Source organism: Mycobacterium aquaticum (genome assembly GCF_002086485.1).
GTDB lineage: Bacteria > Actinomycetota > Actinomycetes > Mycobacteriales > Mycobacteriaceae > Mycobacterium > Mycobacterium aquaticum.
On sequence record NZ_MVHF01000001.1, the window covers coordinates 77,170 to 92,281 of the forward strand.

Annotated in this window: 13 protein-coding genes and 1 pseudogene; 8 read left to right on the top strand and 6 right to left on the bottom strand. The window is 67.0% G+C overall.

Annotated features, from left to right (window positions below; all coding sequences use genetic code 11):
* Positions 1–43: 43 nt before the first annotated feature.
* Both BST13_RS00310 and BST13_RS00315 read right to left on the bottom strand, forming a co-directional pair.
* Positions 44–814: a TIM barrel protein gene (locus tag BST13_RS00310; RefSeq protein ID WP_083159459.1), complete on the bottom strand. Its 771-nt coding sequence runs from the start codon at positions 812–814 to the stop codon at positions 44–46.
* A complete protein-coding gene (locus BST13_RS00315) occupies positions 811–1,815 on the bottom strand; it encodes a Gfo/Idh/MocA family oxidoreductase (RefSeq protein ID WP_083159461.1) in 1,005 nt (334 codons plus the stop codon). The genes BST13_RS00310 and BST13_RS00315 overlap by 4 nt, the downstream gene beginning before the upstream one ends.
* 103 nt (positions 1,816–1,918) lie before the next feature.
* Here BST13_RS00315 and BST13_RS00320 point away from each other — a divergent pair, with 103 nt between their 5' ends.
* Positions 1,919–2,905 carry a LacI family DNA-binding transcriptional regulator gene (locus BST13_RS00320; protein ID WP_083159463.1) on the top strand — a complete coding sequence of 329 codons (987 nt, stop codon included), beginning with the start codon at positions 1,919–1,921 and terminating at the stop codon, positions 2,903–2,905.
* On the opposite strand, the gene BST13_RS00325 is transcribed toward BST13_RS00320, so the two are convergent.
* The 4 genes from BST13_RS00325 to BST13_RS00340 are packed head-to-tail and all read right to left on the bottom strand — an operon-like array spanning position 2,902 to position 6,915.
* Positions 2,902–3,891, bottom strand: a complete 990-nt coding sequence (locus tag BST13_RS00325) for a Gfo/Idh/MocA family protein (RefSeq protein WP_083159465.1) — start codon at positions 3,889–3,891, stop codon at positions 2,902–2,904. The two genes, BST13_RS00320 and BST13_RS00325, sit on opposite strands and share 4 nt — an antisense overlap.
* The gene (locus BST13_RS00330) at positions 3,888–4,757 is read right to left on the bottom strand and encodes a sugar phosphate isomerase/epimerase family protein (RefSeq protein ID WP_083159467.1); all 870 of its coding nucleotides are present in this window, start codon (positions 4,755–4,757) and stop codon (positions 3,888–3,890) included. The genes BST13_RS00325 and BST13_RS00330 overlap by 4 nt, the downstream gene beginning before the upstream one ends.
* Entirely contained in the window at positions 4,754–5,761 is a 1,008-nt protein-coding gene (locus BST13_RS00335; protein WP_083159469.1) for a Gfo/Idh/MocA family protein, read from the bottom strand. Before BST13_RS00335 ends, BST13_RS00330 begins: the two co-directional genes overlap by 4 nt.
* Positions 5,758–6,915 (bottom strand): phytanoyl-CoA dioxygenase family protein, encoded by a 1,158-nt coding sequence (locus tag BST13_RS00340; protein ID WP_083159471.1) that lies wholly within the window; start codon positions 6,913–6,915, stop codon positions 5,758–5,760. Before BST13_RS00340 ends, BST13_RS00335 begins: the two co-directional genes overlap by 4 nt.
* Before the next feature lie 155 nt (positions 6,916–7,070).
* On the opposite strand from BST13_RS00340, the gene BST13_RS00345 reads away from it, so the two are divergent.
* The 7 genes and pseudogenes from BST13_RS00345 (at position 7,071) to BST13_RS00375 (ending at position 15,112) form a co-directional block, all read left to right on the top strand.
* Complete coding sequence (locus BST13_RS00345; RefSeq protein WP_083159473.1) at positions 7,071–8,072, top strand: LacI family DNA-binding transcriptional regulator; 1,002 nt, start codon at positions 7,071–7,073, stop codon at positions 8,070–8,072.
* 125 nt (positions 8,073–8,197) lie between these two features.
* On the top strand, positions 8,198–9,016 hold the full coding sequence (locus BST13_RS00350; RefSeq protein ID WP_083159475.1) for a PfkB family carbohydrate kinase: 819 nt from the start codon (positions 8,198–8,200) through the stop codon (positions 9,014–9,016).
* 310 nt (positions 9,017–9,326) lie between these two features.
* A complete protein-coding gene (locus BST13_RS00355) occupies positions 9,327–11,261 on the top strand; it encodes a 2-oxoacid:acceptor oxidoreductase subunit alpha (protein WP_083159477.1) in 1,935 nt (644 codons plus the stop codon).
* A complete protein-coding gene (locus BST13_RS00360) occupies positions 11,258–12,370 on the top strand; it encodes a 2-oxoacid:ferredoxin oxidoreductase subunit beta (protein ID WP_083159479.1) in 1,113 nt (370 codons plus the stop codon). Before BST13_RS00355 ends, BST13_RS00360 begins: the two co-directional genes overlap by 4 nt.
* Before the next feature lie 137 nt (positions 12,371–12,507).
* On the top strand, positions 12,508–13,077 hold the full coding sequence (gene mobA, locus BST13_RS00365) for a molybdenum cofactor guanylyltransferase (protein ID WP_083159481.1): 570 nt from the start codon (positions 12,508–12,510) through the stop codon (positions 13,075–13,077).
* 1,074 nt (positions 13,078–14,151) lie between these two features.
* Positions 14,152–14,402: pseudogene (locus BST13_RS00370) on the top strand (transglycosylase family protein); the annotation flags it as partial.
* A 227-nt stretch (positions 14,403–14,629) separates the two neighbouring features.
* Positions 14,630–15,112, top strand: a complete 483-nt coding sequence (locus BST13_RS00375) for a transglycosylase family protein (RefSeq protein ID WP_211295972.1) — start codon at positions 14,630–14,632, stop codon at positions 15,110–15,112.

Sequence of the window (15,112 nt, forward strand, 5' to 3'; positions counted from 1 at the left end):
TGTGGCGTGACCGAATTACGCCACAAAGCGTAGTTTCGGCGGATCAGGAAAAGGCCGCGCGGAACGCTTCAAGCGCTACGACGCTGTCACCGGCCGCGTAGGCCTCCATGCCGATGACTCCGGTGTATCCGCTGTCGCGCAATGCCTTTGCTACGGCGGGGTAGTGAATCTCGCCGGTGCCCGGTTCACATCGCCCGGGCACGTCGGCCACCTGGATCTCGCCGATCGCGGTGCCGGCCCTGCGGACGAGTTCGACGAGATTGCCCTCGCCGATCTGAGCGTGATAGAGGTCGAGCATCATCTTGACGTTGGGATGCCCGACCGCCTCGACCAGTGCCAGCGTGTCCTTGGCGCGCGCCAGGGGAACACCCGGATGGTCGACGAGGGTGTTGAGGTTCTCCAGGCAGAACGTCACGCCGGCGTCGGCGCCGAGCTCACCGAGGGCTTCCAGACCACGCTGCGCAGCGAGCCACATCTGGCCGGTTGGTCGGTGCTGCGGGCGGGCGGCTTTTCCGTCGACGAGCTCGCCGGGATGCACCACCAGACGCGGAACACCGAGCAATGCAGCAGCTTTGACAGCCTGCCCGGCAGTGCGAACGACTTCCTGAGCTCCCTGCGGATCGTAGAGATCACCGTGCAGATACCCCGTCATCGACGAGAACCGGGCGCCGGTGGCGGCCAGCGTGTCGAGATCCTTGTCGTGAAAGCTCCAGATCTCCACCGCGAAACCGAGGTCGGAGATCCGTCGGGCGCGGTCGGCGATGTCGAGATCAGTGAATACCATCTCGGCGCATACGGCCAGCTCGAAACTCATGCGGGCACCGCCTCGGTGAGTGTCACCGGAGCGCCGGTGCGTACGGATTCGGCCGCCGCCAAAGCGATTTCGAGGGCGACGCGGGCGTCGTGCCCGGTGACGGACGGGGTGGTGCCTGCGACGACGCTGTCGACGAAGTGGACGAACTGTGCGACGTAGGCATCGTGGAAGAGTTCGGTGTTGAGCCTGCCGGCGTGCGCCGGTTCGCGTCCGGCCAGCAGGACGCCGTTGGGGCCGAAGATCTCCCCGCGCACGTCGTAGCCGTACACCGCCTGGAAGCTGGCCTCCGCGGTGCCGAACGCGCCGTTGTCGAAGCGCAATTGGACCACCGAGGTATCGAGGAACCCGGCGTCGGCGAACTGCGGGTGGATCAGCGCCGCGGCTTGTGCGTAGACCTCGGTGACCCGGGCGCCCGGATTGAGCCAGCACAGTGTGTCGAAGTCGTGGATCAGGGTCTCGTTGAAGATGGTCCTCGGTTTCACCCGCGCCGCCACCTCGGCGGTGATCCCAGGGTCGCGGGTCAGCGAGCGGAGCAACTGCGGTGTGCCGATGGCACCCGCCACGATGGCGTCATGAGCCGCGGCGAAATCGGTCGCGAAGCGGCGGTTGAACCCGACCTGCAGTGCCACTCCGGCGGTCTCTGCGGCGCGGATCGCCCGGTCGGCGTCATCGAGTGTCAGCGCCATGGGCTTCTCGCAGAACACGTGCTTGCCGGCCTGCGCGGCAGCGACCACCAGATCAGTGTGGGTGGCGGCGGGGGAGCTGATGGCGACGGCGTCGACCGTCGGGTCGGCGATCAGTTCGGCCGGGTCGGCGTAGGCGCGTGGTGCTCCGGGCCGGGCCAGCGAGGCGACGGGGGACAGAGCCGCTTGTGCGGCTTCGAGATTCGGGTCGGCGACGGCAACCAGGCACGCGCCGGGAACCCGGCCTGCGAGGGACTCGGCGTGGAACCGGCCGATCCATCCGGTGCCGATGAGGCCGAAGCGAACAGGGTGGGACATGACGGACTCCTGAGCCACTAGAACGTTCTAGAACTGTGATGAGTAAAGCCCGTGCGGGGAAGGTTCGTCAAGAAAATTGCTAGAACGTTCTAGACTGATCGTCATGCGGGATCGACCGACGCTGCAGGACGTCGCCGAACGGGCCGGGGTGTCCCGCGCCCTGGTGTCCATCGTGATGCGCGACGTGCCGGGCGCGAGCGAGGCCACCCGGGCTCGGGTGCGCCAGGCTGCCGACGAGATCGGCTACCGGCCCGATCCGCGCGCCCGGTTGCTGCGCTCGCAGCGCTCCAACCTGCTGGGCGTGGTGTTCACCGCGGGACAGGAGTTCCACGCCGGTCTGGTCGACGGGGTGTACTGCGCGGCCGAGGCTTACGGCTACGACGTGTTGCTCAGCTGCGTCACCCCGCACCACGGTGAAGCCAAGGCCGTCCGCACTCTGCTCGACGACCGGTGTGAGGCACTGCTGTTGATCGGCAGTGAGTTGGCTGCGCGTGACCTCACCGATCTCGACAGCCGGCTGCCGGTGGTGGCGCTGGCCCGCAAGGTGCGCGGCGTGGACGCAGTGCGCAGCGACGACGCGGTCGGGGCCGGCCTGGCGGTCGACCATCTCGCCGAACTCGGGCACACCGCGATCACCTACCTCGACGGTGGCCGCGCACCTGGTGCCGCCGAGCGGCGCAAGGGTGTCCGGCGCGCGGCAGCAGCAGCCGGTGTGACGGTCACGACCGTCGCCGGCGGCACCACCGAACACGCCGGAGCGGCCGCCGCCACAGCCCTCGTCGGCGCCGGATTGCCGCTACCCACAGCGGTCTTCGCGTTCAATGACCGCTGCGCCGTCGGCTTCATCGACGTCGCCATCCGCGCGGGTATCAAGGTGCCGCAAGAGGTTTCGGTCGTCGGCTACGACGACAGCCCGTTGGCCGGCCTCGCCCACGTGGACCTGACCACCGTCGGGCAGGACAGCGGGCGGCTGGCCGAACTCGCCGTCGCGCGGGCCATCGAACGCATCGACACACCGGGGGTCCCGGTCGACGTGGTGTGTGAGCCCAAATTGGTGGTGCGGAGCTCGACGACCGCGCCGGGAACCTAGCGCGGTGCCAAGCCCGCCGCCCGATAGGCGGCATCGACATACGACATGTTCGCCACCGCATCGGAGAGGTCGTACGGCAGCGGTGCGCCGTCGTGCAGGTGAGCGGCGAACGCATCCAACTGGTAGCTGTACGACGACCGCGTCCCGAGCCGTTCCACCCGCTGGCCAGTGGGCCCGGTGACGGTCAGCCGATCGTCGAGATCGGGCCGGATGAAGTCGTGCACGAACACGGCCCCGGCCGTACCGCTGATCCTGAGCGTGAAGGAGTATTCCTCTGCCACCATCGAGTGGCTGCCGAATCCCGTTGCACCCCCGGGGAAGTCGAGTTCCACGTCGCACCGCGCGTCGACGCCCGCAGTGCGTTCCTCGGCGTGGGCCCGGGTGATCGACGGCTGCCCCTGCAGGCCGTCGACCGTCAGCCGGCCCAGCGACCGCATGATGTGCAGGCTGTAGCAGCCGAGATCCATCAACGCCCCGCCCGCCAGCTCCAGCGACCACCGCGGGTCGTCGTCGGCGGGAGCGGGCATGGCCATCCGCACTTCGACCCGCGTGACGGGGCCCAGCGATCCGTCGGCGGCCAGCGCGAAGGCACGCTGGGTGACCGGGTGGAAGAAGTAGTGGAACCCCTCCAACACCGGCACCCCGGCGGACTCCGCTGCCGCGGCGACCGCGCTCGCTTCGGATCGGTTGCGGGCGAACGGCTTTTCGCTCAATACCGGTTTGCCCGCCGCGATCGAGGCCAGATTCCACGGTGCGTGCAGCGAATTGGCCAACGGGTTGTACACGACGTCGACCTCGGGATCCTCGATCACCTCGGCGTAGGACGCCAGTGTGCGTTCGACGCCGTACTTGTCGGCGAAGGCGGCAGCCCGGTGCGGATCGCGGGCCGCGACAGCCACCAGCCGATGGCCCAACTGCTGAGCCGGCCCCACGATCGCCTTCTCGGCGATGCGTGAGGCGCCCAGCACCCCGATCCGCAAGCTCACGCCACGACGCCGGTCAGGTATGCGACGCTGCTGCGCACATCGCGGACCGGTCCTTCGTCGGTCGGCTCACCGTCGAGGATCGTGTCCTGCTCCATGACGAACCAGCCGTCGAAACCGTTGTTCCGCAACACCGAAACGATCCCGGCGATATCGACGTCCCCGGTGCCCAGCGGCGTGTACATGCCCGCCCGCACGGCGTCGGTGTAGGTGAGCTCTCCCGATTGCACGCGGGCGGCCAGGGCGGCGTCGACATCCTTGAGGTGCGTGTGCTGGATGCGGTGCGGCACGGCCTTCGCCAGCTCGAGCGGGTCGGTTCCGCCGATCAGCAGATGCCCGGTGTCCAGGCACAGCGGGATGGCCGAGCCGGCGAGCACGCGATCGACGTCGCCACGGGTCTCCACCATGGTCCCGACATGCGGGTGCAGCACCGCGAGCAGGCCTGCCGCGGCGGCCAGATCTGAGAGCCGGTCCAGATTGGCCAGCAGGGTGGCCCATTGGTCCTCATCGAGTGTGGGCCGCGAGTCATACCCGTCGGCTCCGGTGGCGGCGGCCAGCACCACGACACCCGCGCCGGCCGCACGTAGGGAGGCCAGCGGCCCGGCCAGATCGTCGGCCGGGTCGTGGCCCGCGTCGTGCAGCACGACAGGGACGAACCCGCCGACACACGAGAGCCCATGTGCGTCAAGGACCTCGGTCAGCTCGGCCGGATCGGCGGGCAGAAATCCGTCGGGTCCCAGTTCGGTTGCGGTGAGTCCGGTGTCGCGCATCTCGGCGAGCACCCGGTCGCGGTGCAGCTGGTAACCCCAGCCGGGCACCTCGCAGACGCCCCACGAGATCGGCGCTCCGGCAATCTTTATGGTGCTCACGCGTTCCGAACCTCCTCGATTCGCACGGGAACTCCGCGCCGCAACGACTCGGTGGCCGCCTCGGCGAGCCAGGCCACCTCGACGGCGTCGGCCACGGTGGCACCCGGAATCGCCTCGCCCTTGACGACCGAGACGAAACCGGCCAGCTCGGCGCGGAACGCGTCGGTGAAGCGGTCCATGAAGAAATGATGGTAGGGACCGGTCGGAAAGTCGTTGTGGGGGTCGGTGTTACGCATCGGCACACCCTGGTCCCAGCCGGCGACGACCGTGTCGTGGAAACCGTGCACCTCCAGCCGGCAGTCGTAGCCGCGCGCGTTGTACCGCGCCGCGGAGACGATGCCCATGGCGCCGCCATCGAACTTCACCACCACTGCGGCGGTGTCGACGTCGCCGTACTGGGCGAACCGTGGGTCGCCCTGATTGGTTCCGGTGGCGTACACCTCGACGGCGTTCTGCCCGGTGATCCAGCGCAACACGTCGAAGTCGTGGACGGCGCAATCGCGGAAGATGCCGCCGGATCCGGCGATGTACTCCATCGGCGGCGGAGCCGGGTCCATCGTGGTGCTGCGCACGGTGTGCAGCGGGCCCAGCGCGCCGGAATCCACGGCTTGTTTGGCCGCGGCGAACGCGACGTCGAACCGACGCTGGTAACCGACCTGGACCGGGACCCCTGATCTGGCGATCACGTCGGCCACATGTGCGCTCTCGGCGGCGGTTGCGGCGATGGGCTTTTCGCAGAAGGTCGGCAGGCCGCGGTGCACGGCGGCCAGGGTCAGCTCGGCGTGCGCCGGGGTCGCGGCCGCGACGACGACGCCGTCGACACCTGAGTCGAGCAGGTCTTCGACTGAATCAGCAGGCGTGGCACCATGTTTGGTGGCGACGGCAGCCACCACGTCGGGCCGTTCGTCGGCAACGACCAGCCGGTCGATGCCGTCGAGGTTCGACAGGGTGTCCACGTGGAAGGCGCCGATGCGGCCCAATCCGATCACGCCGAGGGTGGTCATGGGGTTCTCCGTTCGTTCTGTGCGGCGAGGATGGTGTCGAGTTCGTTCACGTCGAGGTCGTCGGCCAGCCCGGCCAGCACGGTGTCGACCTGGCTGGGCGGGGCCAGGCTGCCGATGGGTTGGTCATGGTCGAGATTGGTGGGGAACGCGTAGCCCTCCGCCGTCGCGTTGACGACGTTGGCCAGCTCCTGTTCGGAGCGGCCGGACTTCTTCATGGCCAGCAGCGCCGGGTACACCGCGCGGACCATCGCGGTGCGGTCCAGCGATTCCATCGCCCGGCCGAACGGGGAGGAGATCTGCAGCAGGTTGGCCATCCGCCGGATGCCAGTCGAGGTGTTGGCGCCGGCCCCGTGATAGAGCGCGGGGTTGAAGAACACCGCATCGCCCTTGGCCAACGGAATCTGCACCTGGTGAGTCGCAAAGAACTCGATGAACTCGGGCCGGTAGAACGCGATGTAGCCGGCCTCGAAGCGCTGCGAATACGGCAGCAGCATGGTCGGGCCGCTCGCCAGGGGCATGTCGCAATGAGCCACTGCGCCTTGCAGGGTCAGCGCGGGCGAGAGCCGGTGCAGATGGGCCGGATAGTCGGCCAGCTGATCGGGGCTGACGAACCCCAGGTGATAGTCGCGGTGCGGAACCTGCGCTGCTCCACCGGGATTGACGACGTTGACCTGGGAGGTCACCTGATAGCGCGGACCCAGCCAGGCTTGCGACACCAACGCGAGCGTGTCGTTGGCGTAGTACTCGGCGAACACCGTGGGGGAGTGCAATGCCAGCTTCTGCGCTGCGTTCCAGATGCGGTCGTTGGCGCCGGCCTTGCCGAAATGGTCGCCCGCGGCGGCGCCCTCGGCGTGCTGGGCTTCGATCAATTCCGTGAATGCGGCGCTTGCGGCGTCGATCACCGTGTGGTCGAACGCGTCGGTGAACACGACCACACCGGGACCGTCGGTCAGCGCCTGGATCAGCTCGGACTGCAGGGCCTTGCGGTCGGTGGGTGCGGATGCCGCGTACACCGGCACGTTCGCGCGGATGTCCACGGCGTGCGGGTAATCGGTGGGGTCGGTTTCGCGGGACACCTGCTCACGGAAATCATCCAGCGAACAATCGGATTCGGTGATCCACGGGCGATGGACGGTGGTCAGTCGAGCGGCCATGACAGACAGTCTTGCGGTGTTCTGTGACACAATCAACGGCAAAAAGCCCTCAAAAAACCATCACCTTTCCCGGCGAAAAGACACTGGGGTCCGCGAACGGCGGCGTGTCGCGTACCGCAGCGACTGCTCGCGAGAAGAAGGAAGCGAGAGGCCACATGGCACACCGGTACAAGGTGCGCGAGATCGCGCAACAGTGCGGGCTGAGCGAGGCCACTGTCGACCGCGTGCTCAACGATCGCCCCGGTGTGCGGGAGAACACCCGCGCCGAGGTGCAGCAGGCGATCGCTGACCTGGACAAACAGCGGGCGCAGCTGCGGCTCAACGGCCGACGTTTCCTGATCGACGTGATCATGCATACGCCGCAACGGTTTTCCGATGCCTTCCGGTCGGCGGTCGAGGCCGAACTGCCTGCCTTTGCGCCCGCGCTGGTGCGTGCGCGGTTCCACCTGTGGGAATCGGGGACAACCGCGCAGATGGTCGACGCGCTGACGCGGATCCGCGGCAGCCACGGGGTGGTCCTCAAGGCGCAGGACGAACCCGACGTGGTCGAGGCGATCGATCGGCTCGTCGGATCGGGTGTACCGGTGGTCACCTACGCCACCGACGTGCCGACGAGCATGCGCTGCGGTTATGTCGGGATCGACAACCACGGCGCCGGGCTCACCGCCGCATACCTGGTGGATCAGTGGCTCGGCGCCACCGCAGCGGATGTTTTGATCACCGTGAGCCGCACGGTTTTCCGCGGCGAGGGCGAGCGGGAGATGGGGTTCAGGTCAGGTTTGCGGGCGTCGGGGCGGGCCGTCGTCGAGGTCACCGACAGCGACGGTATCGACGCGACGACCGAACGCCTGGTGTTCGACGCCCTGCAGCGTCATCCGTCGGTGCGCGCGGTGTACTCGCCCGGTGGCGGCAACACGGCGACCCTGGCGGCATTCGACCGGCTCGGCCGGGACTGCAGCGTCTTCATCGCCCACGACCTGGACGCCGACAACCGGCGTCTGCTGCGCGACGGCAGGATTTCGGCGGTGCTGCACAACGACCTGCGGGCCGATGCCCGGACGGCGGTGCGGCTGATCCTGCAGCAGAACGGCGCTCTGCCTGCCGAGGCTGCCAAGCCGACGCCGATCCAGATCGTCACGCCGTACAACCTGCCTTGATCATCAATTGTTCAGCTCACAGTCCATCCCGCTACCATTTCGCCCCACGGCCACGCGCGTGCGCCAAGACCACATAGACCAGCCCGGGGGAGATCCGTTCGATGTCGAAACAGCTAGTCCCGGGCGTGACCGTGCTGGGGAATCTGGCGATCGACGTCATCGACGGTGCGCCGCCCAGTCCTGGTGGTTGTGCGTCGTTCGCCGGGGTGGCGCTGGAGTCGGCGATGGGCATGCGGCACATCGTGGCGATGGGCGCCGAGGCCGACCATGAGTTGTTCGACGGCGTGCTGGACCGCTTCGGGTCGATGGTGCGGTTCCTGCCCGCAGACCGCACGAGCGGCTTCCGCCTCGATTACGACGACACCGATCACCGGCACATGTCCGTCGACGCGCTCGGGCCGGTGTGGACGCCTGCCGATATCGACGCCGATGACCCGCAGACCACCTGGATCCACCTGGCCCCGCTGCTGCGCACCGATTTCCCCGCTGACACGCTCGCGCACCTGGCTGCCCGTGGCCACCGCATCGCCTACGACGGCCAGGGACTGGTTCGTGCCGACCGGCTGGGCCCTCTGGTCCAGGACCGGAACTTCTCGTGGGATCTGCTGCGTCATCTCGATGTGCTCAAACTGGCCGAGGACGAGGCGGTGATCGTCGCCGACGGCCCGTTCGACGCCGCGGTCGCCGAGCGGCTCGGGGTGCCGGAGATCGTGGTCACCTACGGCTCCGAGGGCTGCGACATCTATACCGACGGCACGGTGGTCCGCGTGCCCGCGGCCTGGCGGGTGATGGGCGTGCAGACCACCGGGGCCGGAGACATGTTCACCGCGTGTTACGTCGCCAACCGGGCTGCCGGGGCAAGTCCCTGCCGCGCCGCTGAGCTGGCCAGTGAGCTGGTGGCGCGCGAGCTCGACAAACGTGTCCAGGTGGTACCGGAACTGTAGGTATGACCCGCTGGCCAAGTGCTAGCCCACAGCTACTCATCGGTAGCTTTTCCTTAGAGAATGACATTCTCCTGAACGTGACGAATACCACAATTGTGTCTCACTTCAGCGAGCTTCACGTCACTGAACAGCACCTTCGATCAGGGATCGCCCGCGTGTCGGGCTACGCCGCGGTAAAGGCCAACCTAAGAGCAGTGCAATAATCGGTACTGCTAGTGACATCAAAATTTTGGCGCACGCCGAACCGACGGCGCGCCCCTGCGGGGCAGCGACACGGTGAGGCGGCCGAACAGCGTGAAAGGCGGGAGCCGTGGGTGACAACGGCAACGGCAATGCAGCCGCGCCGAGGCAGAAGCTGGAGAAGGTCGTCATCCGGTTCGCCGGAGACTCCGGCGACGGTATGCAGCTGACCGGTGACCGCTTCACCTCTGAGGCGGCGCTCTTCGGCAATGACCTTGCCACGCAACCGAATTACCCCGCCGAGATCCGCGCGCCACAGGGCACGCTGCCCGGTGTGTCGTCGTTCCAGATCCAGATCGCCGATTACGACATCCTCACCGCGGGCGACCGCCCCGACGTGCTGGTCGCGATGAACCCGGCCGCCCTCAAGGCCAACGTTTCCGACCTGCCGCGCGGTGGCCTGATCATCGCCAACTCCGATGAGTTCACCAAGCGCAACCTGGCCAAGGTCGGCTACGAGAACAACCCGCTTGAGTCCGACGAGCTGTCCGACTACGTCGTGCAGTCCGTCGCGATGACCACGTTGACGCTGGGGGCGGTCGAGGCCATCGGCGCCACCAAAAAGGACGGTCAGCGCGCCAAGAACATGTTCGCGCTCGGGCTGCTGTCGTGGATGTACGGCCGCGAGCTGGAGCACAGCGAGAACTTCATCCGGGAGAAGTTCTCCCGCAAGCCCGAGATCGCCGAGGCCAACGTCCTGGCGCTGAAGGCGGGCTGGAACTACGGCGAGACGACCGAGGCCTTCGCCACCACCTACGAGGTCTCCCCGGCCAAGCTCGACTCCGGCGAGTACCGGCAGATCTCGGGTAACACCGCGCTCGCCTACGGCATCGTCACCGCGGGCCAGCTCGCCGGTATCCAGGTGGTGCTGGGCACCTACCCGATCACCCCGGCCTCGGACATCCTGCACGAACTGTCCAAGCACAAGAACTTCAACGTCCTCACCTTCCAAGCCGAGGACGAGATCGCAGGCATCGGCGCTGCCATCGGCGCCTCCTACGGCGGGGCGCTCGGCGTCACCAGCACCTCGGGCCCGGGCATCTCGCTCAAGTCCGAGGCCATCGGCCTCGCCGTGATGACCGAGCTGCCGCTGCTGGTCATCGACGTGCAGCGCGGTGGTCCGTCGACGGGCCTGCCGACCAAGACCGAGCAGGCCGACCTGCTGCAGGCGATGTTCGGCCGCAACGGTGAATCGCCGGTCGCGGTACTCGCACCCCGCTCACCGTCTGACTGCTTCGACATCGCAGTCGAGGCCGCACGCATCGCGGTGCACTACCACACTCCGGTGATCGTCCTGTCCGACGGCGCGGTGGCCAACGGCTCGGAGCCGTGGCGCATCCCCGACGTGACCACCTACCCGCCGATCGAGCACACCTTCGCCAAGGAAGGCGAGCCGTTCCAGCCCTACGCCCGTGACCCGGAAACCTTGGCGCGGCAGTTCGCCGTCCCGGGCACCCCCGGTCTTGAGCACCGCATCGGCGGCCTGGAGGCTGCCAACGGTTCGGGCAACATCTCCTACGAACCGAAGAACCACGACCTGATGGTTCGGCTGCGCCAGGAGAAGGTCGCCGGTATCGCGGTGCCCGATCTGGAGGTCGACGATCCGAGCGGTGACGCCGAACTGCTGATGCTGGGCTGGGGGAGCAGCTACGGGCCGATCGGTGAAGCCTGCCGGCGTGCCCGGCGCAAGGGCATCAAGGTCGCCCAGGCGCATCTGCGCTACCTCAACCCGTTCCCGGCCAACCTCGGCGAGGTGCTCAAGCGCTACCCCAAGGTCGTGTTGCCGGAGATGAACCTGGGCCAGCTTGCCTTGCTGCTGCGCGGCAGGTACCTGGTCGACATCCAGTCGGTCACGAAGGTCGAGGGCATGGCCTTCCTGGCGGACGAGGTCGAAGGCATCATCGATGCCGCCCTGGACGGAACATTGGGTGAAAAGGAAAGTGACAAGGGCAAGTTCGCGCGGTTGGCGGCGGCCACTGTCGAGTCTGTGGGAGCCAACGCATGACAACAGCGAGAAGCGAAACGGATCGCGCATCGAGTCAGTTGATCGGTGCAGACCTCGGATTGACCGCCGGCCTGACGAAGACCGCGCTGGTGCCCACCACCGACACCCCGCAGAAGGGCAAGGACTTCACCAGCGACCAGGAGGTCCGCTGGTGCCCCGGATGCGGTGACTACGTCATCCTCAACACCATCCGCAACTTCCTGCCGGAGCTGGGCCTGCGTCGCGAGAACATCGCGTTCATCAGTGGCATCGGCTGCTCCAGCCGCTTCCCGTACTACCTGGAGACCTACGGTTTCCACTCCATCCACGGCCGCGCCCCGACCATCGCGACCGGCTTGGCGCTGGCCCGGCCGGACCTGTCGGTCTGGGTCGTGACCGGTGACGGCGACGCACTGTCGATCGGTGGCAACCACCTGATCCACGCGCTGCGCCGCAACATGAATCTCACGATCCTGCTGTTCAACAACCGGATCTACGGTCTCACCAAGGGCCAGTACTCGCCGACGTCGGAGACCGGGAAGGTCACCAAGTCGACCCCGATGGGCTCGCTCGACTACCCGTTCAACCCGGTCTCGCTGGCCCTCGGCGCCGAGGCGACGTTCGTCGGCCGCGCGCTGGACTCCGACCGCAAGGGCCTGTCCGAGGTGCTGCGCGCCGCCGCCGCCCACCGCGGCGCTGCGCTCGTGGAGATCATGCAGGACTGCCCGATCTTCAACGACGGTTCGTTCGACGCGCTGCGCAAGGAGGGCGCCGAGGACCGGTTGATCAACCTGCGCCACGGCGAGCCGATCACCTTCGGCGCCGACGGCGAGTACTGCGTGGTCCAGTCCGGCTACGGCCTCGAAGTCGCCAAGACCGCCGACGTGTCCGCCGAGCAGATCGTGGTGCACAACGCCCAGATCGAGGATCCGGCGTATGCGTTCGCGCTGTCGCGGCTCTCGGAGCAGAACCTCGAGCACATGGTGATGGGCATCTTCCGTCAGGTCGCCAAGCCGACCTATGACGACGCCGCCCGTGCACAGATCAGCTCGGCGCGCGAGGCCAAGGCTCACGACACGGCAGCCCTGCAGGCGCTGCTGCGCGGTAAAGATACTTGGACTGTCGACTGAGCTGCGTCGGTTCACCCTTGTGCTCCTCGAGTTCGCGGACCTGCCTTCTGCTCCTCGCGTGCGCGCCTGTCTAACCGCTCCTCGCGTGCGCGCCTGTCTAACCGCTCCTCGCGTGCGCGTGCGCTAACGTCACGGGCGTGACATCGCCCGTGCCGTTGGCTGCAGTGGTCCTTGCGGGTGGAGCCTCCCGCCGTATGGGCCGCGACAAGGCCACACTCCCGTTCGAGGGTTCGACGCTGGTAGAGCGCGTGGTCGCCGCGGTCAGCGTTCGTTGTTCACCGGTGTTCGTCATCGCCGCGCCCGGCCAGCCGTTACCGACCCTCACTGCGCAGGTGCTTCGCGACGAGATCCGCGGCGTGGGTCCGCTGGTCGCGACGGGCCGTGGGCTGCGCGCGGCCGCTGATGCCGGCCGTGAGCTGGCCTTCGTCTGTGCGGTCGACATGCCGTACCTGTCCGCCGCGCTCATCGATGAGCTGGTCGCCCCGGCTGTCCGGCTCCATGCCGACATCGTGCTGCCGTGGGACGGTCGCGATCACTACCTGGCGGGCATCTACCGCAGTGCGCTTACCGACCGCATCGCCGAGTTGGTGGCAGCGGGTGAACGCAGCATGCGGGCGCTGGCCGAATCCGTCGACACCCAGCGAGTGGTGCTGGCCGCCGAAGAGCCCGCGCTGACCAACGTCAACACCACCGCAGACCTGCCGTGAGGGGTCCGGCGCTGGCGTTCTGCAGGTCAGCAAATAACGCATTTGCAGTCTTATAAAGCTGAATTTATCGTTTCGATATTATTCGGCAATTTTCTATTCATATTTGATGGGCGCCCATTTCGGATGATCCGGAGCCCCGCGGTCGGTGCAGGCCTTGAGGGTCGACGAAAGTTCTTGTGCCCGTGTTGGTTTGGTCGATTCGACTCGATCGGGTCGAGGTGACGGTCATCGAACATGCCGCCCGGAACGCCGGAAAAAGTGGCGTTGACCGCGCTGTCTAAGAGAATCTGAGAATCCGACGCGCCGTCTGATGTGGCGGAGGCGCTTCCGGAGTGAGTGAAACGAACTGTGCGATAACAGATTAACGGATCGACCTACCTCGCCTCCGGTTTCGGGGTGATCGCGCCGCGATACAACATCCGTTGTGTATCAACGCTTTTCGCGATAAGTGAGGCCACTCTGCCGCGGTGCTCGCAGCGAACAAATTCGACGGCCTAGCGTTTGTAGCACTCGTCAATGGCACTGACCAGTCGTTTTGTGCCGGTTCGCGGCTGTCTGGGTCGGTTTTCATGCGGTTTTCCGGTGGCTCAGGTCACAAAATGGCGGTGATATGCGTCACTTTATGCTGGTAGAAGGTTTAACGGCGGAACCCGGACAAATGCAGAGTTGACCTGCATAAACGAATCTCTCATCGTCCCGTGATCTGACCGTTATCTTTCCGCGATCGGTTCTAGATCGATATGACTTCTCTTCGAGACCTTTGTACGGTCCCTAGCGTCTCCAAAACGGAGCAAACAATTCCAAAACCAAGAACCTGCGTGTGAGCGGGGCCGCGGCGGCGAGAGCGCCCATGCGGAGGCCGGGTGTCATGCCCGCCGGGCGTTTCGGCCCCCCCTTTCGTGCCTGACCGAGACGGCACGAACCAACTCCTCTGGCCTGTCACAGGCTGCCGCACCCGCGTGAGCGGGTGTGGGTGGCGCGCGCTTGGCGAAAGGAACGAAGTGAAGAACATCCGCAAGACGTTCGGCATGGCCGCTATCGCCGGAGCCCTCGCTGTGGCCCCGATGGCGCTGGCCTCCGGCACCGCCAATGCGGACAGTGTCAACTGGGACGCCGTTGCAGCCTGCGAATCCGGCGGCAACTGGTCGACCAACACCGGTAACGGGTACTACGGCGGCCTGCAGTTCACGATGAGCACCTGGCGCGCCAACGGTGGCTCCGGCTCGCCCCACAACGCGTCGCGCTCGGAGCAGATCCGCGTCGCCGAGAACGTGCTGCACTCCCAGGGCATCGGCGCGTGGCCGGTGTGCGGCCGTCGCGGCTGATCAGGCGCAAGCCAGACGCTTGGTAATTGGAGCGGTGCCGGGAAATCGTCCCGGCACCGCTCCTTTTTTGCTCAGCAGGCCCTTGGGTTGCTCTGGCCTCAAAAAAATCTTCAGCCTCCCCTGTAACGCGTGAATTTGGTCACACGATGCAAACAGTGACCGCACAGATGCAAGATCGTGACCTTGTTGGTGTGGGTCCTGGAGTCGAGGGTCGGGGAAGGACCACGATGAGCACCATCCGGAGCGCATTGATCAGGGGTTTCTGGCTCGCCGCAGTCACCGCGGGGCTGATGCTGGCCCCATTGGCGGTATCCACGGCGACCGCCGGCGCCGACACCGTCAACTGGGACGCCATCGCCGCATGCGAATCCGGCGGCAATTGGTCCACCGACACCGGGAACGGCGCGTACGGCGGACTGCAGTTCAAACCGGCCACATGGGCCGCCCACGGCGGCGTCGGATCCCCGGCCACCGCGTCGCGCGAGGAACAGATCAGGGTCGCCGAGAACGTCCTGGCCACACAGGGCCTGGGGGCCTGGCCGAAATGCGGCGCGCAAGCCGGAGCACCCGCCGGCTGGGCCGCTCCGGCCCCCGCGGCGACCAGCGGGTGTGCAGCCGTCCGCCCGGGCTCCGTGCTCGGCATCCTGGACCTGCGCCGGCTCTGCTCGACGCTGCTCGATCCGCTCGCCTCGCTCGGCGCGCCCCGCTGA